Origin of the sequence: Phyllobacterium zundukense, assembly GCF_025452195.1 — a bacterium.
GTDB classification, from domain to species: domain Bacteria; phylum Pseudomonadota; class Alphaproteobacteria; order Rhizobiales; family Rhizobiaceae; genus Phyllobacterium; species Phyllobacterium zundukense_A.
The window spans coordinates 916,214-938,829 of record NZ_CP104972.1; the positions used below are offsets into that span (position 1 = coordinate 916,214).

Annotated in this window: 17 protein-coding genes and 1 pseudogene; 12 read left to right on the plus strand and 6 right to left on the minus strand. The window is 58.6% G+C overall.

Annotated elements, in window-relative coordinates; all coding sequences use genetic code 11:
* Positions 1–6: 6 nt before the first annotated feature.
* Positions 7–831: an aldo/keto reductase gene (locus N8E88_RS12040; protein ID WP_262291929.1), complete on the minus strand. Its 825-nt coding sequence runs from the start codon at positions 829–831 to the stop codon at positions 7–9.
* A gap of 212 nt (positions 832–1,043) precedes the next feature.
* Here N8E88_RS12040 and N8E88_RS12045 point away from each other — a divergent pair, with 212 nt between their 5' ends.
* The gene (locus N8E88_RS12045; protein ID WP_262291930.1) at positions 1,044–1,946 is read left to right on the plus strand and encodes a LysR family transcriptional regulator; all 903 of its coding nucleotides are present in this window, start codon (positions 1,044–1,046) and stop codon (positions 1,944–1,946) included.
* 547 nt (positions 1,947–2,493) lie between these two features.
* Complete coding sequence (locus N8E88_RS12050) at positions 2,494–3,969, plus strand: NAD(P)/FAD-dependent oxidoreductase (RefSeq protein ID WP_315975225.1); 1,476 nt, start codon at positions 2,494–2,496, stop codon at positions 3,967–3,969.
* A gap of 263 nt (positions 3,970–4,232) precedes the next feature.
* Here N8E88_RS12050 and N8E88_RS12055 read toward each other — a convergent pair whose 3' ends face one another.
* The gene (locus tag N8E88_RS12055; RefSeq protein ID WP_262292424.1) at positions 4,233–5,291 is read right to left on the minus strand and encodes a LacI family DNA-binding transcriptional regulator; all 1,059 of its coding nucleotides are present in this window, start codon (positions 5,289–5,291) and stop codon (positions 4,233–4,235) included.
* Positions 5,292–5,534: 243 nt separating this feature from the next.
* Between N8E88_RS12055 and N8E88_RS12060 the strand changes: the two genes are divergently transcribed.
* The 5 genes and pseudogenes from N8E88_RS12060 (at position 5,535) to N8E88_RS12080 (ending at position 11,023) form a co-directional block, all read left to right on the plus strand.
* On the plus strand, positions 5,535–6,518 hold the full coding sequence (locus tag N8E88_RS12060; RefSeq protein ID WP_262291931.1) for an autoinducer 2 ABC transporter substrate-binding protein: 984 nt from the start codon (positions 5,535–5,537) through the stop codon (positions 6,516–6,518).
* 122 nt (positions 6,519–6,640) lie between these two features.
* Positions 6,641–8,156 (plus strand): annotated as a pseudogene (locus N8E88_RS12065) (sugar ABC transporter ATP-binding protein).
* Positions 8,149–9,177, plus strand: coding sequence for an ABC transporter permease (locus N8E88_RS12070; protein ID WP_262291932.1), 1,029 nt, complete (start codon positions 8,149–8,151; stop codon positions 9,175–9,177). Before N8E88_RS12065 ends, N8E88_RS12070 begins: the two are co-directional and overlap by 8 nt.
* Positions 9,177–10,163 carry an ABC transporter permease gene (locus N8E88_RS12075; RefSeq protein ID WP_262291933.1) on the plus strand — a complete coding sequence of 329 codons (987 nt, stop codon included), beginning with the start codon at positions 9,177–9,179 and terminating at the stop codon, positions 10,161–10,163. The genes N8E88_RS12070 and N8E88_RS12075 overlap by 1 nt, the downstream gene beginning before the upstream one ends.
* Before the next feature lie 11 nt (positions 10,164–10,174).
* Positions 10,175–11,023, plus strand: coding sequence for a sugar phosphate isomerase/epimerase family protein (locus tag N8E88_RS12080; protein WP_262291934.1), 849 nt, complete (start codon positions 10,175–10,177; stop codon positions 11,021–11,023).
* Between the two features lie 491 nt (positions 11,024–11,514).
* Here N8E88_RS12080 and N8E88_RS12085 read toward each other — a convergent pair whose 3' ends face one another.
* The 3 genes from N8E88_RS12085 to N8E88_RS31835 form a co-directional block, all read right to left on the minus strand.
* Positions 11,515–13,035 (minus strand): SulP family inorganic anion transporter, encoded by a 1,521-nt coding sequence (locus N8E88_RS12085; protein ID WP_262291935.1) that lies wholly within the window; start codon positions 13,033–13,035, stop codon positions 11,515–11,517.
* Between the two features lie 7 nt (positions 13,036–13,042).
* Entirely contained in the window at positions 13,043–13,744 is a 702-nt protein-coding gene (locus N8E88_RS12090; RefSeq protein ID WP_262291936.1) for a carbonic anhydrase, read from the minus strand.
* A 214-nt stretch (positions 13,745–13,958) separates the two neighbouring features.
* Entirely contained in the window at positions 13,959–14,570 is a 612-nt protein-coding gene (locus N8E88_RS31835; protein ID WP_410010566.1) for a hypothetical protein, read from the minus strand.
* Between the two features lie 300 nt (positions 14,571–14,870).
* On the opposite strand from N8E88_RS31835, the gene N8E88_RS12095 reads away from it, so the two are divergent.
* Both N8E88_RS12095 and N8E88_RS12100 read left to right on the plus strand, forming a co-directional pair.
* A complete protein-coding gene (locus N8E88_RS12095; RefSeq protein WP_262291937.1) occupies positions 14,871–15,308 on the plus strand; it encodes an FKBP-type peptidyl-prolyl cis-trans isomerase in 438 nt (145 codons plus the stop codon).
* Between the two features lie 36 nt (positions 15,309–15,344).
* The gene (locus N8E88_RS12100; protein WP_262291938.1) at positions 15,345–16,145 is read left to right on the plus strand and encodes a class I SAM-dependent methyltransferase; all 801 of its coding nucleotides are present in this window, start codon (positions 15,345–15,347) and stop codon (positions 16,143–16,145) included.
* Positions 16,146–16,547: 402 nt separating this feature from the next.
* Here the strand turns inward: N8E88_RS12100 and N8E88_RS12110 are convergent, their stop codons facing one another.
* Positions 16,548–17,114, minus strand: coding sequence for a type II toxin-antitoxin system VapC family toxin (locus N8E88_RS12110; protein ID WP_262291128.1), 567 nt, complete (start codon positions 17,112–17,114; stop codon positions 16,548–16,550).
* Positions 17,115–18,350: 1,236 nt separating this feature from the next.
* Between N8E88_RS12110 and N8E88_RS12115 the strand changes: the two genes are divergently transcribed.
* Genes N8E88_RS12115 through N8E88_RS12125 form a run of 3 tightly spaced genes read left to right on the plus strand, consistent with a single transcriptional unit; the run spans position 18,351 to position 22,484 of the window.
* Positions 18,351–19,007 carry an ABC transporter ATP-binding protein gene (locus tag N8E88_RS12115; protein WP_262291126.1) on the plus strand — a complete coding sequence of 219 codons (657 nt, stop codon included), beginning with the start codon at positions 18,351–18,353 and terminating at the stop codon, positions 19,005–19,007.
* Positions 19,007–21,415, plus strand: a complete 2,409-nt coding sequence (locus N8E88_RS12120) for an ABC transporter permease (protein ID WP_262291125.1) — start codon at positions 19,007–19,009, stop codon at positions 21,413–21,415. The genes N8E88_RS12115 and N8E88_RS12120 overlap by 1 nt, the downstream gene beginning before the upstream one ends.
* Entirely contained in the window at positions 21,405–22,484 is a 1,080-nt protein-coding gene (locus N8E88_RS12125) for a lipocalin-like domain-containing protein (protein WP_410010535.1), read from the plus strand. The genes N8E88_RS12120 and N8E88_RS12125 overlap by 11 nt, the downstream gene beginning before the upstream one ends.
* Positions 22,485–22,616: the final 132 nt, after the last annotated feature.

The window sequence follows — 22,616 nt, forward strand, 5'->3', positions numbered from 1 at the left end:
ACGCATTCATGCGGCCCAGTCAGGGGCGAGACCCGGAGGGCTAACCATACGACCATCCGAACGGGCAAGCCTATGGATCGCGGCCATGTCTTCGGCCGTCAGCATGAAATCGAAGATGTCGAAATTCTCGGCTACCCGTTCGGGCTTGACCGTCTTCGACAGCGCGACGAAACGTTGTTGAACGAGCCAGCGGAGCGCCACCTGTGCGGCGCTCTTGCCATAGCGGGCGCCAATTTCCAGAAGCACCGCATTGCGCGGTACGGCACCATCAGCCATGCCATAGTAAGCAGTCACGACGACGTCTGCGGATTTTGCCGCTTGGGTTATTGCCGACTGATCCAGGAAGGGATGGACCTCGACCTGGTTAGTGATAATCGGCGCGCGGCTCAACGCGATCGATTCCTTCATCTGGGCCACATTCTGGTTGCTGACGCCGATGAAACGGGTCTTACCGGACGCCTGTACCGCATTGAGCATCTCGATCTGATCGGCGATTGGCACCTTTTGACCAGGCCAGTGCAGCAAAAGCAGATCGACGTGATCGGTCTTCAGCTTGTCCAGGCTTTCATCCACCGATGCGGCGAACTTTTTGCGGCTATAATTATCTACCCAGACCTTTGTGGTGAGGAATAGGTCGTCGCGTTTGACGACGGCCTTCTGGAGAGTGCGGCCTAGCGCAGCTTCGTTCTGGTAAATCTGGGCGGTATCGAAGTGGCGGAATCCTGCTTCAAGTGCAGCGGGTATAACCCGTTCCACTTCGACGTCGGACATTCGGAACACACCGAACCCGAGTGCCGGGATTGCCGCCCCGTGAACGTTGATGGTTTCCATTGAAATTCTCCTTAAAGTGTTGGGCAGCAATACTGCGGGCTCTCTCACGCAACGGGGTGACACGCAGTACTAACCCCAAGGACTTGCTGCCTTGCCGAAGCAGGTCAACGGCGATGCGTCATACAGAAAGGAAGATAAGGTGCTTTTCCGTCTTGATAATTACCCCACGCTCCATCTTATCTGTGAAACGAATTCATCAATGGAGGCGTTGAATGGATAATCGCGCTGGCGAGATGCAGGTCTTCGTACGTGTGATCGAAGCAGGGAGCTTTGCCCAAGCAGCTCGCCTTCTTCTGATGAGCCCCTCGACCATCAGCAAAATGATCAGCCGCATCGAGGGCCGCCTTGGCGTGCGACTACTTGAACGCTCGACGCGCCGGTTCTCGCTCACGGATGAAGGCCAGATGTTTTACGAGAAAAGCCTGGCGCTGCTGGCCGATCTCGAGAAAATCGAGCGGGACCTTACTCGAGGTGCCTCAACTGCCGGCGGCACGATCCGCGTCAATGCTTCGGTGGCCTTCGGCGTTCTTGGCTTGGAACCGATACTTCCCGCCCTATGGACTGCTCATCCGAATATCACGGTCGATCTCTCACTTTCTGATGAGATGGTCGATCTGTATCTCGACCGCACTGATGTCGCATTCCGCGTCGGTACCCTTCAGGACTCAACCGTGATCGCCCGGCGCATCGGCACGGCCAGACGCAAGATCGTCGCTTCGTCCCAGTACCTTAAATCCTATGGTGAACCAAGGAGGGTCGATGATCTTGGCAGGCACAACTGCCTTGGGTTCAACTTTCGCCGGGCGGCTCCCGTCTGGCCCCTTAAGGAAAGCGGCCGTATTGTCGACCGCGCTATCACAGGACCGCTTATTGCCAATAACGGAGAGACCGTCCGCCGAATGGCGCTTGCGGGCGTGGGCTTGGCTCGACTGGGCGACTACCATGTCCGAGAAGACATCGCCGCCGGGCGGCTTGTCGAGGTGCTTTCAAGCGCTGTCGAAGGTGATGAAGAGGAGATCCATGCTTTGTACATCGGCGGCCCACGACTCCCTCACCGCGTTAGGGTATTCCTGGATTTCGTCTGCCCCCGGCTCAGCGCTTATCTAGCGGAATGACTTAGCAATAATCCGTGTTGAGAGAAACCGAACTACAAAATCTCCAAGCGAGGCTCTCGGAGCGCGTTCCAGCGGACCCGGTATGCGATTTTGTTCTTTTACAACCGGGCATGGGGCCTATATTGATTCTGTAGCTCATCTCCTCCCGGAATAGAGCACGCCAGGCCCTAACCTGGCTTTGCGGAGAGATCCGCAAAAAACCGCTCTCATTACCCCGTGGGAGCGGTCCTTTCTTACTGGTGTGATAGTGCTTTCTACTGCACTTTATCTGATTGCTTTCAAGGGATGCTCCTAAGGAAGCGACGATAACCGTGGCATGGAATCTGCGCCTTGTTCAGGCGCGCAAGTTGGCCCGCGGAAAGTGTTGGCTTTTGTAGTGCACAAGATAAACTGACGAGATGATCGGGGTGCCGTCACCCACGGGCATAGGCCGATATGGAGTTCACGGGACATCCTCTATGAGATCGGCACCCGCAACGTCCCTGCCTGGCTTATTCTAGAGGGCTCGGCCGATGCAATTCAGCGTGGTGCCGCTGGCAAATCGTCGGTGATCGCCACTTACGGTCCCGGCCAGTTCACCGGTGAGACCAATCAGTTGTCTGGCCATGCATCGCTGGCATCGGTGGTCGCGGGCGAGACGGGCGTAATTGCGATACCCTTTGATGCGCCACATCTTCGCGCGCTAGTCATCGGGTCGGCGGATGTTGGTGAAGAGATCATGCGCGCCTACATCCTCCGTCGCGTCTCGCTGATCGAAGAAGGGCGGGTCGGCGGCGCAGGGTCGATTCTGGTTGGACGCCGGGATGCCCCCGACATCGTGAGGTTGTCTGGATTTCTCACCCGCAACGGCTATCCCCACGCCCTGGTCGCCGCATGCGAAGCAGAGGGGCGCGAGCTGGTCGAACGCCTCGGCATCGCACCTGAAGATTTGCCGTTGATGATTTGTCCAAACGGCACATTGCTCAGAAATCCGAGCGACGCTGATGCTGCGTCATGTCTGGGCATTATGCCGGATCTCGATCCAAAGAATGTCTATGACGTGGCAGTCGTCGGAGCGGGACCGGCTGGGCTGGCCACCGCCGTCTATGGAGCATCTGAGGGACTGTCTGTCCTGGTTCTCGATTCGCGGGCCTTTGGCGGCCAGGCGGGCGCATCCGCCCGGATCGAAAATTATCTCGGCTTCCCAACTGGAATCTCCGGACAGGCTCTAGCGGGCCGTGCCTTCAATCAGGCGACGAAGTTCGGTGCCGAGCTTGCGATTCCGCTGACCGCCGGAAAGCTGTGCTGTCATGGAGTTGAGTCGGAAGCTCCTTTCTCTCTCGAGCTCAGCAATGGATGTACCGCACGGGGGCGTTCCATCGTGATCGCCTCAGGAGCGCGCTACCGTCGGCCTGATATAACCAATGTCGAAGAGCTGGAGGGGGCTGGCGTCTCCTACTGGGCATCGCCGATAGGGGCTCGCCTGTGCGCCGGAGAAGAAGTCACCCTCGTCGGCGGCGGAAACTCGGCCGGCCAGGCCGTTGCCTACCTTGCACCGCAAGTCAGGCACCTGCATCTTGTGGTCCGGCGACCGCTCGAGCAGACCATGTCCCAGTATCTGATCGACCGGATCGCGGCATTGGCCAATGTCGAACTCCATGTGGGCAGCGAGATTGTGGGCTTGCATGGCGACCGAGAGACAGGTCTGACCGGCGCCACCTTCCGTGACGCCCGAACCGGCGAGACCGAGGAGTGTGCCTCGCGCCATCTCTTCCTGTTCATTGGCGCCGATCCCAATACCAGCTGGCTTGACGGCTGCGTCGCGATCGACGGAAAGGGCTTCGTTCTCACAGGGCACCGCATCGGTCATGGCGAGCGACTGCCGCTGGAAACGAGTTGCCATGGCATCTTTGCCGTTGGAGACGCACGCGCCGGCTCCACCAAGCGCGTCGCGGCTGCGGTCGGTGAGGGCGCCGCCGTCGTCGCGCAGATTCATTCTTTCTTGGCGCGAAATGTCGGAGGCACGTTGGGTATGGGACGGTAATTGGCCGCTGGCGCGTGCGCGATACATGAGGAGCTTGCGTGAAGGTGATGTGTGCCGCCCTTAAGAGGAGTTTAAGGTTTGAGGAGGCTGGCGTTTCCGAGGCTGTCGCGCTTATATTAATTCAGAGCCTTCCACCAACCCTTCCTTTGAAAATGCCGATATAGGAGGTGGCCCACCCCGGCTCTTCGGTCTTCCGCACCTTGAGGCGCAGGTCGGTGGTGACCACGGCCGGCACCCCAGCCCCTCCAACGAGGCAGGACGCATTACTCGATATCTTTCAGCGCATCCAGCGGGCCAATCAGCGCCGTGCGTGGGGGCACGATGGTCGGCCGTACCAGATGCGTGATTGGCGGGCGGCGGTCCGCATCGAGGATTGCAAACCCCTTGGTGATCATCGCTTCGCTGTCCTGCCGGATCATGAAGACGGGGAAAGGCAGGAAAGAGCCGAAGGGATCGTAGTCATAGCAGCCGACGATGATATCGGCGAAAGTCTCGTGCGGATGCAGGGCGAGAAAGCGCATCAGCCCTTCGAGGTTAATCGAGGAATTGACGAAGAATGCGCGCGGCAGCTTTCCGTGGCCTTCGTAGAAGGCTTCGAAAGCGCGGGCCGTCATGGCGGGGGAATAACCGGTCGGCTGGATGCAGACGTCGGGATCCGCGCCCAGCGATGCGCGCTTTACGTCGCGAAAACCGCGAATTCGCTCATGGCTGGCATGGTCGTTGCGGCCGCCGAACAGGTACAGATCGTCAGGTGAAAGTGGGCCATCCTCTAGCGCGCGTTCGACGATCGCCTGTGTCAGCATGCGCGCGCCTTCATAATTGTCGCTGATGATTGACGGCGCCAGTGTGCCAGGCAGATCGATGTTGACGTGCTTCAGCCCTGCCTTTTCGCAAACCTTGTGCACGCCATCCGGATCGGTCGCGCCGGCAATGAAAAGCTCGTCGATCGAATAGGAGATCAGCGTCTCTACCACCTGGCGCTCCTCCTCCGGATCACGGCAGGCGCTGACGACGAGCGGACATTGGCCGCGGCTTCTGACCTGCGCTTCGAAAGACTGCGCCATGGAGGAAAAATAGCGGTTGTCGTGCACCGGAAGCAGAAGTCCGACGAGGCCGGACCGGGACGAACGCAGGCCGCGGGCCTGCAGGTTTGCCGTATAGCCATGTTCGTTCGCCAGCTTCTGAATGAGTTGCGCCGTCGCCTCCTTGATACGCCGCTTCCGCCAGCTTCCGTTTAGAACGGCGCTCACGGTGGAAGGCGACGCACCCGATAGGATCGACAGATCGTAGATCGTCGCCTTCTTCTTGCCGATGCCGGTCATATCTCGCATTTCCCTTGTCGCTTCCTTGAGAAACAAACCCCTCTTGACGAAAGCCCTACCTTGATCGATAGTTATTGCACCATCGATTGTGCAAAAAAGAAAGATCGATTGTGCAATGATGGTTCGAGGAGGCGGGATGGGGGAGGCAAGGGTATTGCCTCGCCAAGAAGCAACCAGGAACAACCTGCCGCAAACCGGCCGGTGGTCGTCGTTTGCATGAGCGATTTTTGAGGAGGAGTGAGGATGAGGAGCCTTATCGTAGCGGCATTTGCCGTATCGCTGTCGCTTGCCGGGGCGGTGGCCGCGTTTGCGCAGGACACACCGAAGGTCGGCGTTGTCGTCAAGATCGGCGGCATCCCTTGGTTCAACGCGATGGAAGCCGGCATCAAGGAGCAGGGCAAGAAATTAGGCGTCGATGCCTTCATGGTCGGCCCGACCAGCGCCGACCCGGCGCTGCAGGTGCGTGCCATCGAAGATCTGATCGCCCAGGGCGTCAAGGTCATCGGGGTGGTTCCGAACGATGCCAAGGTGCTCGAGCCTGTACTGACCAAGGCGCAAGCCGCCGGCATCAAGGTCATTACGCATGAATCGCCCTCGCAAAAGGGCGCCGACTGGAATTTCGAACTTGCATCTTCGACCGGTTTTGGCGAGGCGCATGGCAAGCTGCTCGCCGAAAAGATGGGCGGCAAGGGCGAATATGCGGTCTTCGTGGGCTCGCTGACCGTCCCGCTGCACAATGCCTGGGCGGACGCCGCAATCGCCTATATCAAGGCGAATTATCCGGACATGAAACTCGTCGGCGATCGTTATGGCGTCGCGGAAGATGTCGACAAGAGCCGCTCGACGGCGCTCGACCTCATCGCTGCCCATCCGGGTCTGAAAGGCTTCCTCGCGTTCGGCAGTCAGGGCCCGATCGGCGCCGGGCGCGCTGTCGAAGAACGCCGCAAGACGGGCAAAATCTTCGTGCTCGGCCCGTTCTCGCCTGGCCAAGGCCAGAAGCTGATCAAGTCCGACGCGATATCGGGCGGCTTCATGTGGAATCCGAAGCAGGCCGGCGAAGTTTTCGTCACGCTCGCCGATCGCCTGATCAAGGGTGAGAGCGTCAAGGAAGGTGATGACATCCCCGGACTCGGCGTGGTCAAGCCGGTCGGCAACGACATCATCGTCGATCAGCTGCTGCCGATCAACAAGGATACGGTCGACGACCTGGCCGCAATGGGCCTCTGAAGCCCCTCCCCGGGTGTCGGGCTGGTCCATGGCGACCGGCCCGGCGTTCGGGAAAAAGAGCGGTATCCGGCCATGGCCGGACTATTTGTATTTCATGGCATTCGACTGGACAGGCAACCGGCATGAGCACGGCAACGAATGATGGTGTGAAGGCCCGGCCGCTTCTTTCGCTTCGCGGCATCAATATGACATTCGGTGGTGTCAAGGCGCTGAAAAACGTCTCCTTCGAAGTCTTGCCCGGCGAAGTACACTGTCTGGCCGGCGAGAATGGATCCGGCAAGAGCACGTTGATCAAGGTGATCTCCGGCGTCTATCGGCCTGCAGACGGCGCCGAGATCGTTTTCGACGGTGAGAGGATATCTCACATGACGCCTGCCATGGCCCAGTCCCGCGGCATCCAGATCATCTGGCAGGACCTCGCGCTCTTCCCGGAAATGAGCGTGGCGGAAAACATCGCCTTCCAGACCCTTTCCGGTTCGCGCCCGCGCTTCGTCAACTATGCCGCGATCGGCGAAATAGCCGAGGAAGCGCTCGCCCGGCTTGGCGTCACCCTCGACGTCGACAGACCTCTCAAAGACTTCGCCATCGCCCAGCGCCAGATCGTCGCCATTGCCCGCGCGCTGGTCGGAGAGGCCCGAATCGTCTTCATGGACGAGCCGACCGCCTCCCTCACCCAGTCGGAGACCGACCATCTGCTGGCGATCGTGCGTGCGCTGTCGGCCTCGGGCATTGCCGTGGTTTTCGTCAGCCATCGCCTTGCGGAAGTGCTGGAAATCTCCTCTCGCATCACCGTGCTGCGCGATGGCGCGCTGGTCGGAGTTCTATCCGGTGGAGGGCATGACCCAGTCTAAGGTCACCGAGCTGATGACCGGGCGCACCTTCGACCAGAATGTTCGCGCCCGCGACGTATCGCAGAACCCCGTCCTGCTCTCCGTCAGCAAGCTTTCCCGGCCTGGCGAGTTCGAGGATATTTCCTTCGATCTGCGCCGCGGGGAGACGCTCGGGATAACCGGCCTGCTCGGCTCCGGGCGCACCGAGCTTGCGCTGACGCTGTTCGGCATGCGCCGGCCCGCCGCCGGCACGATCGTGCTGGAGGGCAGAGCGATGCGCTTTGCCTCCAACCGCGAGGCGATCGCATCAGGCGTCGCCTATCTCTCCGAAGACCGCCTTTCGCTCGGTCTCAACCAGCCGCAATCCATCGCTGACAATCTGGTCATGGCCTCGCTTAACCGTATCCTCAGCGGCCGGCTCATCTCGCCGGACAAAAAGCGCGCGCTGGTCGCGCGCTGGATCGCCGATCTCGGCATCAGGATCGGCAAGCAGGACGATGCGATCTCGACGCTTTCGGGCGGCAACCAGCAACGCGTCGCAATCGCCAAATGGCTCGCCACCGATCCAAAAGTGTTGATCCTCGATGCGCCCACGGTCGGCGTGGATGTCGGTGCGCGCGCCGGCATTTTCGAAATCGTTGCCCGTCTGGCCGAAACAGGGCTTGCGATCCTCCTCATCTCGGACGAGGTGCCGGAGGTCTATTTCAACGCCGACCGGATCATCCATATGGAAAAGGGACGCATCGCCGGCTGGCACGATCCGCGCGCCACCACACTGAAGGACCTGGAGGCGGCGGTCTATGCGTAAGCTGTTCCTGTCCCACACGACCGAAGTCGTGCTGTTTGCCGTCATCATCGCGATGAGCATCGTCCTGGGTTTTGCGACGGATCGTTTCTTCACGCTCGGCAATGCCTTCGACCTGCTGAATATCAGCGCGGTCAACATCATCTTTGCCGTCGGCCTGCTCGTGGTGTTGATTGCCGGCGGGATCGACATTTCCTTCGCCGTCGCCGCCTCGATCGTACAATATGTCACCGCACTTGCGCTCGAGCGGATAGGCGGCGGTGAATGGGTATTCGGTCTCCTGATTGCGGCCTGCTTAGGCATCGTGCTCGGCGTGATCAACGCCTTCCTGATCCACCGCTTCCGCATCATCTCGATCGTGGCGACGATCGCGACCTTCAACGTCTATTTCGGCCTGCTGATGTTCTTCACCAAGGGCGTGTCGATCTACAACCTGCCTGACTGGCTGACGAGCCGCGTCATCATCTATGAGCGCGAAATGGCCGACGGGAGCTGGGCTGAGATTACCTTGCCGGTTGTCGTCATGGCCGTGTGCACGTTCGCCACCTGGCTCTTCATTACCCGCACGACGACCGGCCGGCAGCTCTATGCCTTCGGTGACAATCCGGAAGGGGCGCGCCGCTTCGGTATCAATATCGGCGCCATGCAATTCATCGCTTTCGGATGGCTGGGATTGATGGCAGGTATCGCCGGGCTCATGCAGGCGCATTATGCGCAGGAGGTCGTGCCGAACGCGCTCTATGGCCGCGAGCTCGATGTTCTGGCTGCGGTGGTGCTCGGTGGGGCGCGGCTGGGCGGCGGCAAGGGCTCCGTGCTCGGTTGCGTGCTGGGCGTGCTGCTTGTCTCGATCACCCAGAACGGCCTCAACCTGATGGGCGTTTCGCCCTTCGCCTTCAAGATGTTCGTCGGCGCAATCATCCTCGTTGCGATCACCCTGTCGAGCGCCCGCATCGGCAATCTGGTGCCGGTGTTCGCTACCCGCAAATCGACCGATGCCCAGCCTGCAGACAGGGGAGAGAGCTGATGAACGCGCTCGCCGCCCGCTTCAACGCCATCTTCGGGGCCGACATGGCCGGTCCCCTCGCCGCGCTGGTGGCGGTGCTTATCGTCTTCGGTTTCGCCTCGCCGCATTTCCTGACGGGCGCGACCTTCGGATCGGTTGCCTTTCAGCTTCCCGAGCTTGGCGTTCTGGCGCTTGCCATGCTGATGCCGATCCTCACCGGCGGCCTCAACCTTGCGATCACCTTTACCGCCAACATTGCCGGCCTGACGCTTGCCTGGACGCTGCAGGCCAAGGGCGGCATCGATGCCGGCCCGGGCGCATTCCTGCTCGGCACGGCTCTGGCGCTCGCCGTCGGCGCGGCAAGCGGCCTGGTCATGGGCCTGGTCATCGCCTTTACGCGCGCCCATCCGATCCTCGTTTCACTATCGATGATGATCTTCCTGCGCGGCCTCGGCGAGTTCCTGACACGCGGCGGCGATATCTCGGGCTTCCCCACCTTCATCGCTCCAATCGGCCACGGCAGCATCCTTGGCATCCCCGTCCCTTTGCTGATCCTGATCGCCTGCGTCATCGCCACTCACATCCTGCTCTCACGCTTCAAGCTCGGCTTTTCCACCTATATGATCGGCTCCAATATCGAGTCTGCCCGCTATTCCGGCATCAACACCCGCAAGGTCCTGGTGCTGGTCTACATGCTGTCCGGCGTGATGGCTGCGGTTGCCGGCATCATTATGCTTGCGCGTTTCAATTCGGTGCGCGTCGGCCACGGCGAATCCTATCTGCTGATCACCGTGCTCGCCTGCTTCCTCGGCGGCATCAATCCCTTCGGCGGCTTCGGCCGCGTCCTGCCCGTCTTCGTGGCGCTCATCGTGCTGCAGCTCCTTTCTTCGGGGCTCAACCTGCTGGGCGCCAACCAGCATCTCACCACTGCCGTCTGGGGCATCCTGCTCATCGTCGTGATGGTGCTGCGATGGCTCTCGGCCAAGTTCATCAGAATCGTGAAATAGGAGATACGACCATGGAAGGTTTCGGCGTTCACACCAGCATGTGGACCATGAACTGGGATCGCGCAGGCGCCGAGAAGGCGATTGCCGGAGCCGTGCACTACAAGATGGATTTCATTGAGATCGCGCTGCTCAATGCGCCCGCCGTCGATGCCAAACACACCCGCGACCTGCTTGAGAAGCACAAGCTGCGCGCGGTCTGCTCGCTCGGACTGCCAGAACATGCCTGGGCCTCCATCCGCCCGGATGCCGCAATCGAGCACTTGAAGGTTGCGATCGAAAAGACCGCAGAAATGAACGCCGAGGCCCTGTCCGGCGTTATCTTTGGCGGCATTGGCGAGCGCACCGGTGTGCCACCGACGCAGGGCGAATACGACAACATCGCCAAGGTGCTCGACGCGGCGGCAAAGCATGCAAACAAGCACGGCATCCAACTCGGCGTCGAAGCCGTGAACCGCTATGAGAACCACCTGATCAACTCGGCGCAGCAGGCCGTCGATATGGTGGAGCGTGTCGGCGCCGACAATATCTTCGTTCACCTCGACACCTACCACATGAATATCGAGGAAAAGGGGGCGGCAAACGGCATCCTGATCGCCCGCGATCACCTGAAGTACATCCATCTTTCCGAAAGCGACCGCGGCACGCCTGGCTATGGCAACATTCCGTGGGATGCGATCTACGCCGCGCTCGCGGCGATCGGCTTTAAGGGCGGACTTGCGATGGAAAGTTTCATCAACATGCCGCCCGAAGTAGCCTTTGGCCTGGCCGTCTGGCGCCCCGTTGCACGCGATATGGAAGAGGTCATGGACAAGGGTCTGCCCTTCCTACGCAATAAGGCGGAACAATACGGTCTCATCTGATCCGGTTTGCCGGATATTCCGCATTTAAATCGACGCCCATGTTGGCCGTCTGCCAATCGGCGTCGTGGCACCGAATCTGACTGCGAAGACGTCGTCCCCTCCAACGAGGTTCCTCGACCTGTACCCGGCAACACGGCATCAGGCTGCTTCGAAAGCGGACTTCAAATGCCCCCTTAACGAAGCCGAACTGCAGCTCAGAAAACGGATGGTCTGAGAGCCGTTCCGGACGAGACGTTATGCGATTTTCGAGGTACAAAGCGGGAACCTTTGCGCCAGTGTTGTTCCATAGCTTGCAGCGCGTCGAGGGGTAGTTGCGTCAAAAACTGCACCCGTTTCTGTTCGGATTCGGAAGCTTTGCTGGCCGTGCACGCAGAGCGTCCCGCCGGACCGGAAGTCGTCGCTCCCGGTCTCAAGGTTTTGATCAGCCGGGCGAAAGGCCCGAGTGTGCCATATGTGCCCCAGTACAATTAGGTGAGTTTATGGGAGCCGAGTCACGCTACCTCGGCCAAAAAACGTTTGAAGTGCGGGATTAGTCGCGGATGGTGTCCAGCAGGAGTATTCATCATTGCAAGCTGCCTACCAGATCGTCTCTCGCGGCGCAGCCATTCACTGATTGTTTCGGTACATGTGTGATCCAGAAACTGAAGATCAACACAAACGATTTCGACCATTTTGTCCTTCGGCAAACCTTCCAGTGTATTAAGCAGTCTCGGCACATCTTTGTATGTTCCTGCACCCTTCAGCATGAGACTGATCGCATGGTCCTTGTCTTCCTCGCGAATATGCAGCCGTTGACGTAGATATGGCAAAATTTCCATAACCGATAATACCAAACCTGTTGCAACGCCGATCAATAGATCCTGAATAACCACCAGAGCGACCGTTGCCACCCATATACCAACCGGAACCCACCCGTGATGATCAAAGAGATGGCGGACATGATGCAGACTAATAAGCCGCCAGCCTGTAACGAGAAGTACCGCTGCGAGAGCTGTTAACGGCACCATGCCGAGTAACTGCGGAAACATCGCCACGAGCGCAAAAATCCATACTCCGTGCAAAATCGTGGAAAGACGAGTTCTGGCTCCCGCTTGAATGTTAGCAGACGATCGAACAATGACCCCGGTGATAGGCAAGGCCCCCAGCATGCCACATATGCTGTTTCCAACACCTTGAGCAAACAGCTCTTTATTAAAGTGCGTGCGCTTGCCATCATGCATGCGGTCGACCGCCGCTGCTGACAGGAGCGTTTCGGCACTGGCAATAACGGCAATAACCAATACTGTGATCATGACCCCTGGTTGGGCAAGCTGCAGGAAATCTTGGATGTTTGGAAACGACAATCCTTGCAGCAGGGTATCCGGCACTTCAACTCGCACGATTGGCAAATGAAGAACAACTGCTAACACGGTGCCAAGACCAACACCAATCAGCGCCCCCGGCACCAGCGATAGTGCTTTTGGGCGAAATTTTTCCCAAGCGACCATAGCTAAAAGCGAGGCAACGCCGACGCCAAGTGCTATCAGCGCGTTGGCATCTCCACGCCATAGAGTGCCGATGCTATTATCAATTGCGGCTACATTCTCCAGTCCGCCGGCAGCTGGCTCTGCGCCCATTACCACATGAATCTGTCCTAGAATGATCAGTATACCGATGCCGGCCAGCATGCCATGAACGACGGCCGGAGAGATGGCACGAAACCAGGAGCCAATCTTCAAGAACCCGGCCAGGATCTGTAGAAGTCCGGCCGCAACCAAAACGGGTCCAAGCATTGCCACACCATACTGCTGCACAAAACTGAAAACGATCACAGCAAGTCCGGCTGCCGGACCAGACACCTGAAGTGGCGAACCTGCCAACAGCCCGACAATAATGCCCCCGACGATGCCGGAAACGATCCCCATGGCAACGGGGACGCCTGATGCGACCGCTATGCCAAGGCATAGAGGCATAGCCACGAGAAAAACCACCAGCGAGGATGCCAGATCGCGAGATAATGAAGTGTTGGTCATCAGATATTTACTCCGCAGCGAGATTGGTTGTCTGGTGTGTGACGTGAGGATTGCCACGCCCCATCACTGCTGCGGGCAGCGGTTGATCTTCCTTAGCTTTTATGAATGCCGAAACTGCTCCGTCGTAGACTTGGACTTCCCCCGTCTCGATGTCGAAGAACCAGCCATGCAAGGCTATCTCATTGGTGGCGAGTTTGGCTGCAACCGAGGGGTGTGTGCGCAAGTGGTCAAGCTGTACTATGATGTTCTCCATTGCGACAGCACGGACGCGATCATGCCCGGAAAGGTCCGCTGGGTACGCCTCACAAACAATGGAATAGGCCGCGTGACTATGTTTGAGCCATGCCGCCACGTTGGGCATGGGAATTAGCGTTTCCGGGTGGCAGAGACCTTTCATAGCTCCGCAATCCGAGTGCCCACACACGATTATGTCACGGACACCGAGCGCAACAACCGCATACTCGATCGCAGACGATACCCCACCATTGGCTGTTGAAAACGGGGGAACGATATTGCCGGCGTTGCGACAAACGAATAGTTCCCCGGGGCCAGATTGGGTAATGGTTTCGGGCATCACCCGACTGTCAGCGCAAGATATCATCAGAGCCTGTGGCTGTTGTCCCTCTCTTGCAAGTTTACGATAGAGGGCGGAGTCATTTGGGTAGACTGCGCCGCGAAATGTTGAGATGCCTTTTAGTAGATTACCCATGGTGAGATACTCTCTATGTCAAGCGTTGCGTGAACAGCGAATGTATTCTTTGCCGAATTGATTGCGCTAGGAGGATTCCTTTCGCACATGCGAAAGTAGGTATGGACATCAGGTGATGATAGGGCGACAGAATATATTGCGTTGCAAAATATATCACAACTTCGTTATTTGACAGCATTGAGAGATGAGTGAGCGATTCTCACATAATATGAGACTATACTATTAAATTTGAAATATATTCATGTTTTATTCGGGGGTGGGCTCTGTGATGTGCCGCACCACCGTAATATGAGTCAGCTCGCGTCAGCCGGCTCAGTCTGCGCTTTGGCAGAGTTGAGTTTCTGGCAAGCCAGTGCGTATCAGCTAACAAAACTTGTTCATGACAATCTCTGGTTAAGTCGACGGGACAGTTTTCAAGCACGTCGACAACATAACTGCGGTTTGTCGCAGAGTTGTGCCGCGTTGAAGGTGGAGTTGTCGCAAAGTATCTCAGGACCGAGTGATGGGACTTTTTGCTACGAATTTCGATGCAGTTAATGCCGGCCACAACGGGTGATGACGATCTTCTGCAGGTGGCGTTCTGGCGATTTGGCGGGCGTCGGCCAACTCGCCTGAAACTCTCCGTAAGGCGATTAACACGCCTGTCGTTCAAACAAAGTGACATCCCCCCATAAATAGGTCCCTTTTTCTCCTTTGTAATCGGATCTTCATATGAGGAATGCATTTCCGCCAACCACGTCCCATTGAGATCAGGGGTGCGAACAAAGCGATTCAGCGGCCAAAGTCGCCATAGAAATTTGTCGAACAAGGCCCATCCCGTTGTCATCACAAACAACGTTAGCGAGTACGGTTTGGCATGTTCCCAAGTGAGATCGATCCCCAGTATTGCATGATGCGCCTTGTGAGAGGAGGTCGGTCAATCCTCCAGGCACAAAAACGGAAAACGCCCCCAAACATTGGGGGAGTCCGATGGGTCAAGCCGCGAAGACCACCTTGATCTTGGATTGGTATGGGGGCATTCTGCACATGCCAGCGTAACAAGCTCATCGGCATAAAACCCCCAGTTGGTCGTCATGCAAAGAGTGTGTCGGCTAAAGCCAATACTCCCGACTGAAAGGTTTGAACCATGACTCAAGCAAAAATTGGCGATATCGTTCGCATCCATTACACCGGCATGCTTGCGGACGGCACAACGTTCGACAGTTCGAAGGAACGCGAGCCTTTGCAAATCGAGATCGGAGCAGGAAAGGTTCTTTCAGGGCTCGATAAGCAGATTGTCGGCATGAATGTCGGCGACATACAAACCATTGAGATTCCCGCTGAAGACGCGTTCGGGCCGCACGACCCGCGCAAGATTCAGACAGTCCCACGCTCCAAAGTTCCTTCCGATATGGATGTCAGGCCGGGAATGCAGCTCCAGGCGGAGTCAAGCGGCGGCACACCGATGACGCTTAATGTCGTGGATGTGAATTCGGAAGAGATAACGGTTGATGCCAATCACCCCTTGGCGGGCCGTGATGTGGTATTCGAAGTCGAACTCACCGAGATCGTCAGGGCCGCTTGAGGTCTAGTGCGTCGGATGACGTCTGTGGAGACTTCGATGACCTCAAACTTCAACGTCCGCGATGCGAACAGCTATGAGCAACTCATGGGCCGTTGGAGCCAAAAACTCGCGCCCCTGTTCATCGACTTCGCGGGGCTGGCCGACGGCGAAAAAATTCTCGACGTCGGCTGCGGCACCGGAAGCCTGACCTTCGCGCTCGCCAGAACCGCCAATCTCGGCGAGATCGCCGCGATCGACTATTCGCCCGTCTTCGTCGAGGAGGCAATCCGGCGCAACACCGACTCGCGCATAAAGATCCGGCAGGCAGATGCCTGCGCCTTGCCCTTCGAGGGCGGCACGTTCGACCGCGCCTTGGCGCTTCTGGTGCTCCACTTCGTGCCCGAGTCCAGCAAGGCAGTCGCCGAGATGCGCCGCGTCGTACGGCCCGGCGGCGTGGTCGCGGCGGCCGTTTGGGATCATCTCGGCGGCATGCCCGGCATGCGCATGATGGTCGACACGGTGGCGGTACTCAACGAAGGCGGGCGCCAGCTGCGCGCACGCTATTGCTTCCAGCCGATGATGCAGCCCGGCGAAATGAAACGAACCTTTCTCGAGCAGGGTCTCGTGGACGTTGCGGAAACCCAGATGATGATCCGCATGGACTACGAAAGCTTCGACGACTACTGGGCACCGATTGCCGCGGGCGAAGGGCCACTCGGTAAATATGTGGCCACACTAGACGCCGCGGAACGGGCACGCACCGCCGCCGCCGTTCGCGACGCTTACGAGGCGGGCCGACCCGACGGTCCGAGGTCTTTTGCAAACGTAGCCTGGGCCTGCCGGGGCATCGTTCCCTGACAGCAGGCGAAGGGCGAAAAGGTTTCCAAGGTTTTGGCGCGGCCGGTTCGCGCGGTCGCGCCATCCTGTTGATATGGCTTGCGTTACATCCGCGGCTTTCGGACCTGGACGTCCCCTTCCCCATCAGCCCAGCGCACAAGATCGTTGGTAAGACGGTTTTTGTTTTGCCCCATCTCAATTGGCCCCAAATCGAACTGCGTGGCTGTTTGCGCCGCACAGAAGAACACCGATGCGTTCACCCTTGCTGGGCTTGTAGGCACCAGAGATAAGAGCGCCAAATGCAGCCGCGCCTCCGGGCGCCCATTTGGGAAAGTTCGTCTTTGAGTTCTTGAGCTAATTCGATCCTTGATTGTCCCGATTTCAATCCAATGTCTCCTTAGGAACTTTCGCAAGATAACCCAGTCAGATCTGTCGATACAGAATGACGCGACCGGTTGGTATGAGCTGCAGAATATAATCGAAGTCACTGACATTCCCGGTGAGAACCGTAAAGCCAAGCTTTTGAGCCTGTAGAAACAACACGCAGTCATGAAGAGCGCGAAGACGCGCATCGGCTTTGTAGCCTTGCAGGCGACACAACATGCCAGAAAGCAGGGCGGCTCTGCCCAAAACATCTGGATCGGGTGCGAAAGTCCGATGGGAAGGCATATCCTTCACAGTTGTAGCGATCTGGCTAACCGCTGTCTGTGTACCTGGATGATTGGGATCCAGTACGCCAACGGTGTGCATGAGTTCCTGAATTGCAATCGTCGAGTGATTGACCTGCCTGAGCGCAAGCATATCGGCGATTAAGCGGGGGGCGCGGCCCTGCAAACCATCAATGTATACGCTTGTGTCGAGCAGGAGGTCGGGGCCCGCCTCGGCTGCGTCAGCAAGAAAGGGCAGATCGCCATCCTTGCGACGACTCAGAGTCTTTTTAGGATCGAACCGTGCCCAGCGAACGGCTGTATCAAAATCAAATTCAGCCAAATCAGAATCCGAGCTTCAGAGATGGATCCACTGTTGCCTGTGTTTTGCGGAATGTCTCCGCAAAATTGTCCTCGAGCGCCAAACTTGCAAGAGCAAATTCCACGAGCTCCGTGTCGGAAGTCAAACCGGTCCTGGCCTTCGCCTGGGCAATCAGCTCTGCGCTCACACGCCCGGCGATGCGCCCAGTTCTCTTCCAGCAATCCGGATCGCTTGGCGCTCGCAATGACAGCTTGGATGCGTTCCCGCTGCCGTTTCAGCACTTCAATGCGCTGCAGCTGCTCTTTGCTCGCACGACGCACGCGTTTGGTAGTTCCACTTGTCCGTCCTTGGCGGGTGCGGAAGGCGAGCTTAGCAGTCATGAGGGCACTTCCTGTGTTTAACAAAAACGAATTTTGTTAACATACTACAATCGTCCGGAATTTCAAGGAACAAGAAAAACTAAAGGCCGCACCTAAGTCGCCTTGTCCCGCATCAAATGATGCAAATGTTGAAAGCCAGACTGATGGGTGGTCGTAGTCGTGGTCGAAACCAAACGCACCATAAACAGCGAGTCCGGGAGGGGCCTTTACCGATATCAGCGCTTGGTCTTCCGTTTCGCAACGATGCTGGAAATCGTCCGCTGGGAGAATCGGTCTCATCAGCAAGCTCCGGATGCCGTTAGCGCATCAAGGCCTATAACTGAAATGCGAAAGCAGAAATTCAGCACCCATCTCTGCCTTGCCGCTTCAAATTGAAATGCTAAGTCAGAAGCCACAGGAAATCTGCCCCAGGAGAGCGGCTTCCAGCGAATTGCAGTCCTATTGTGGGAAGAACACGCCCGCCTGAGGCGGAAGCGGCTCGGTCATGCGTGTCGCTTCCGCCCGGCAATGTCCGCGCGCTTCTCAAAGACCCTGATCCAGCCTACTCTGTGCCGACCAGTGGGCAAATGGGTCGCCGATCTGGGAAATGTCGGCCAAAGACTCAAAGGATTCGCCATTGGCCAACACTTAGCAGGATAACAGGAGGTAACGATGGATCTCAAGGACAGGCGCCTCTGGTACGGCGTAGCCGTGATCGTGGTATTGATCGTGATTGCCTATGCGGCTGGTTGGTTTGGCGGGACGCCGACACCAGTGCCACCGCAGTGAGAGCGATCGTCATTTGCGCCGAATTTCCGGTATCGCCTTTTATTCGTTCTAGGGACGATTAGATCAGTCGTTAAGAAATCTGCGTGGTGGCCTGACCACGAAGGAGCCAATGCTCGTCGCGCTTCAAAAAGTGAGTAAATCCTATCGAACAGCAGAAGGGCCGTTGGAGGTCCTGCGCGAGGTTGACCTCGGGCTGGATGTCGGCCGAAGCCTTGCTTTGACCGGAGAGTCAGGCAGCGGCAAAAGCACACTTTTGCACTTGGCGGCAGGGCTGGATCATCCGGACTCCGGCCGCATCGAAATCGCCGGTCAGGATATCTCGCAGCTGAACGACGTCGGCCGCGCCGCATTGCGGCGCGGTGTGGTCGGACTGGTGTTTCAACAGTTCAACCTCATCCCTTCGCTTGATGTAGCAGCCAATCTTTCCTTCCACGCGCGCCTTGCTGGACGCTACAATTCGACTTGGCAATCGGAATTGGTCGAGAAGCTTGGGCTTGAAGCCCTGTTGAAGCGCTACCCCGAACAGCTCTCCGTCGGCCAGCAGCAAAGGGTGGCGATCGGGCGGACGCTGGCTGCGCGTCCAAAGCTGGTGCTCGCCGACGAGCCGACGGGCAATCTGGACGAGGCAACCGGTGATGCGGTGCTGGCGCTGATGCTGGAACTGGTGGTGCAGACCGGGGCAGCTCTATTAATGGTGACGCATTCGACGCGGCTTGCCGAACGGCTCGATGCACGGGTGCACCTTCAGGCCGGGCGGATCGCCTGATGTTTTATGCGAGCATGTCCGCCTTGCTTTCCCATTGGAGCCGGCAGCCGATGCAACTGGCGATGCTGCTCATGGGTCTCTCACTGGCGACCGCCCTCTGGTCGGGTGTTCAGGCGATCAATGCTGAGGCGCGTGCCAGCTACGATCGTGCGGCGTCGATGCTGGGACAGGATCGCCTCGAACAATTGGTATCGGCGGACGGGGAAACAATCCCGCAGCAGGTCTTTGTCGATCTCAGCCGGGCAGGCTGGCTGGTGTCTCCAGTCCTGGAGGGTCAGCTGCGTCTCGGCGCCGCGCGGCTGCACGTCCTCGGCATCGATCCTGTGAGCTTGCCGCGCGAAGCGCAGCAAGTGGATCTGGCAGGAGGCGATAGTCTTCTGCCGTTCATCACCCCACCGGGGCTGCTCTACGTTTCGCCAGCCACGGTAGAACAGCTGGCAGGCCAGCAAACGCCGCCATTGCGGATCGCAAAAGACCTGCTGCCGGGCATGGCAATCACCGATATCGGGATAGCCCAGTCCCTGCTCGGCAAGCCCGGCCAGATCAGCCGCCTGGTCGTCTCGCCGGATCAGACCGTCGATCGTGCCACGCTTGCGACGACTGCGCCGCAACTGACGCTGAAGAAACCGGACCCCCGGGGCGATTTGGCGAGAATGACCGACAGCTTCCACTTGAACCTGACCGCGTTCGGGTTTCTGGCCTTCGCGGTCGGGTTGTTCATGGTCTATTCCGCAATCGGGCTAGCCTTCGAACAGCGCCGCTCAACCTTCCGGACGCTGCGTTCGCTCGGTTTGTCGGCGCGATCGCTGACGGGACTTTTGCTGACCGAACTGATCATGCTGGCGCTGGTGGCAGGCGGTGCCGGGGTGGCGCTTGGCTATCTCATCGCATCGCTTCTTCTGCCGGGAGTCGCCGCAACCCTGCAAGGTCTCTATGGCGCCAGTATTCCGGGCGCGCTGACGTTGCGCCCGACATGGTGGGCGACGGGACTGGGCATTGCGGTTTTCGGAACACTTTTGTCGGCCGCGCAAAGTCTCTGGCGCATTTGGCGCATGCCTCTGCTGGCACCGGCACAACCGCGTGCATGGGCGCGGGCGTCGGAAGGTGCGTTTCGCATCCAGGCGATAGCCGCGATTGCGCTTTTTGCTTTGACGCTTGCGCTCGCTCGTTGGGGTACGGGGCTGATCGCCGGATTTTCCATCCTCGGCGGCCTGCTTCTGGGAGCGGCGCTAATATTGCCGGTCCTCCTCGCGCTGTTCCTGCTCGTCATGCAGCGCTGGTCGGCGAGACCCGTGACGGCGTGGTTCTGGGCGGACACACGCCAGCAATTGCCCGGCCTTTCGATGGCGCTGATGGCACTCTTGCTGGCATTGTCCGCAAATGTCGGCGTGGGAACGATGGTGTCAAGCTTCCGCTTGACGTTTACCGGCTGGCTCGATCAGCGACTGGCTGCCGAACTCTACGTCACGGCACGAACCGAGACTGAGGCTACCGCCCTTCGCGAATGGCTCACACCTCGGGTAGACGCCATCCTCCCGGTCTGGAATGTCGAAGGCGACTTCCAAGGACAGCCAGTGCAGATCTTCGGCGTAGCGGATGATGCGACCTATCGCGACAACTGGCCCCTGTTGCAGGCGACGTCCGACGTTTGGGATCGTGTGGCCAGCGGCAAGGCTGCTTTGGTCAATGAGCAGCTGTCGCGCCGCCATCATCTGAACATCGGCGATCCTCTCATCCTGCCCGGCGGCTGGACGACGGTGATCGCGGGAGTTTATTCGGACTATGGCAATCCGACGGGACAGGTCATCGTCGGCATAGTTGCCTTGACATCGCACTATCCGGACGTCTCCCGGCTTCGCTACGGTCTGCGCTTGGCCCAAGCAAACGTCGCCGGAGTGGGCAGCGAACTGCGCAAGCAGTTCGATCTTCCTGAGCAGAACGTGGTTGATCAAGCGAGTCTCAAACGCCGGTCGATTCAAATTTTCGAACAGACGTTTGCTGTGACGGCGGCGCTGAATGTACTGACCCTTGCGGTTGCGGGCCTGGCGATGTTTGCAAGCCTGATGACCCTGTCGGGGATGCGGCTGCCGCAATTGGCACCAGCTTGGGCGATGGGATTGACGCGGCGGCAATTGGTTCTTCTTGAATTGGCACGAGCCATGGTGCTCGTCGTCATTACCCTGCTTGCTGCGCTACCGGTCGGCATCGGGCTTGCTTGGGTACTGCTCGCGATCGTCAATGTCGAGGCATTCGGATGGCGGCTGCCGATGCATCTGTTCCCGGCCGACTGGCTGCGGCTTGGGGCGATCGAGCTTGCCGCCGCGCTGCTGTCGGCGCTGTTCCCCCTGAAGCGTCTCGCGCGGGTCACGCCCACCGATCTTCTGAAGGTCTTCGCCAATGAACGCTAGATCTTTGCTGTCGACATTCTCTGCCGTGATTATGCTCTGCAACGCTTTCGGCGGCACGGCTAGTGCCCAGGGCTTTGCCGGCCTTGGTACGACCGCGGAGGGATTTGCGGTTCCTCAGCCCGGGATCGCGTTGAACTTTTCGGTCGATCATGGGTCGCATCCGAATTATCGGATCGAGTGGTGGTATCTGACGGCAAACCTGAAATCCGCCGACGGCACGGAGTATGGCGTACAATGGACGCTCTTTCGCTCAGCACTTGCACCGGGCGAGAAGACCGGCTGGTCGAGCCCGCAGGTCTGGATGGGCCACGCGGCGTTGACGACGCAATCGCAGCAATATGTCGCCGAGCGCCTTGCCCGTGGTGGAGTCGGCCAGGCCGGCGTGACCGCCTCCCCCTTTGCGGCCTGGATCGACGATTGGCAGATGCAAAGCTTGGTTGGCGGCAGCCAACAAGACGGGCTGTCCGATATCGACCTCAAGGCTGCTGGTGCGAAGTTTCGCTACAATCTAAGGCTTCACGCAACCGGTCCTCTCGTTCTGCAGGGCCAGAACGGCTACTCCGTGAAATCCGCAAAAGGGCAGGCAAGCTATTATTACTCGCAGCCTTTTTACTCCGTCGAGGGCAAGCTTGATCTGCCGGAAGGCGAGGTTGCCGTCACAGGGCAAGCGTGGCTAGACCGGGAATGGTCGTCACAGCCGTTGGCAGCAGACCAGACCGGATGGGACTGGTTCTCTTTGCATCTCGACAGCGGTGAAAAGCTGATGGGCTTTCGCCTGCGGGATGGCGGTAGCGGATTTACATCCACAACATGGATTTCCGCAGAAGGAAAGCCGACGCCGTTACCTCCAGGGACACTGAAGTTGACGCCGCTCGACACCGCGCGTGTGGCCGGCCGCGATATCCCGGTTGCATGGCGCATCGAATTGCCATCTCGCAATCTCAATATTACCGCGACCGCGCTCAACCGCGAGGCTTGGATGGCGACGCGTACGCCCTATTGGGAAGGTCCAATAAGCTTCAAAGGCTCCCATACAGGGCGAGGATACCTCGAAATGACCGGTTACTGATTGATTCAGCCGCAACGACTTTGCCGTAAGATATTGTTCGAAGGACCGAGTGTCATCAAACCGTTTCCTCCATGGCGGACGAAACTGCACTCTGATTCCTGCCGTGGATCTGACGGACGGCGCAGATGAAAT

Excerpts from the sequence above, each read along its gene's own strand:
- N8E88_RS12060 (WP_262291931.1), top strand. The coding sequence starts at position 5,535 with ATGAGGAGCCTTATCGTAGCGGCATTTGCCGTATCGCTGTCGCTTGCC.
- N8E88_RS12055 (WP_262292424.1), bottom strand. The coding sequence starts at position 5,291 with ATGACCGGCATCGGCAAGAAGAAGGCGACGATCTACGATCTGTCGATC.
- N8E88_RS12075 (WP_262291933.1), top strand. The coding sequence starts at position 9,177 with ATGAACGCGCTCGCCGCCCGCTTCAACGCCATCTTCGGGGCCGACATG.
- N8E88_RS12085 (WP_262291935.1), bottom strand. The coding sequence starts at position 13,035 with ATGACCAACACTTCATTATCTCGCGATCTGGCATCCTCGCTGGTGGTT.
- N8E88_RS12095 (WP_262291937.1), top strand. The coding sequence starts at position 14,871 with ATGACTCAAGCAAAAATTGGCGATATCGTTCGCATCCATTACACCGGC.
- N8E88_RS12070 (WP_262291932.1), top strand. The coding sequence starts at position 8,149 with ATGCGTAAGCTGTTCCTGTCCCACACGACCGAAGTCGTGCTGTTTGCC.
- N8E88_RS31835 (WP_410010566.1), bottom strand. The coding sequence starts at position 14,570 with ATGACAACGGGATGGGCCTTGTTCGACAAATTTCTATGGCGACTTTGG.
- N8E88_RS12045 (WP_262291930.1), top strand. The coding sequence starts at position 1,044 with ATGGATAATCGCGCTGGCGAGATGCAGGTCTTCGTACGTGTGATCGAA.
- N8E88_RS12120 (WP_262291125.1), top strand. The coding sequence starts at position 19,007 with ATGTTTTATGCGAGCATGTCCGCCTTGCTTTCCCATTGGAGCCGGCAG.
- N8E88_RS12125 (WP_410010535.1), top strand. The coding sequence starts at position 21,405 with ATGAACGCTAGATCTTTGCTGTCGACATTCTCTGCCGTGATTATGCTC.
- N8E88_RS12080 (WP_262291934.1), top strand. The coding sequence starts at position 10,175 with ATGGAAGGTTTCGGCGTTCACACCAGCATGTGGACCATGAACTGGGAT.
- N8E88_RS12115 (WP_262291126.1), top strand. The coding sequence starts at position 18,351 with ATGCTCGTCGCGCTTCAAAAAGTGAGTAAATCCTATCGAACAGCAGAA.
- N8E88_RS12040 (WP_262291929.1), bottom strand. The coding sequence starts at position 831 with ATGGAAACCATCAACGTTCACGGGGCGGCAATCCCGGCACTCGGGTTC.
- N8E88_RS12100 (WP_262291938.1), top strand. The coding sequence starts at position 15,345 with ATGACCTCAAACTTCAACGTCCGCGATGCGAACAGCTATGAGCAACTC.
- N8E88_RS12090 (WP_262291936.1), bottom strand. The coding sequence starts at position 13,744 with ATGGGTAATCTACTAAAAGGCATCTCAACATTTCGCGGCGCAGTCTAC.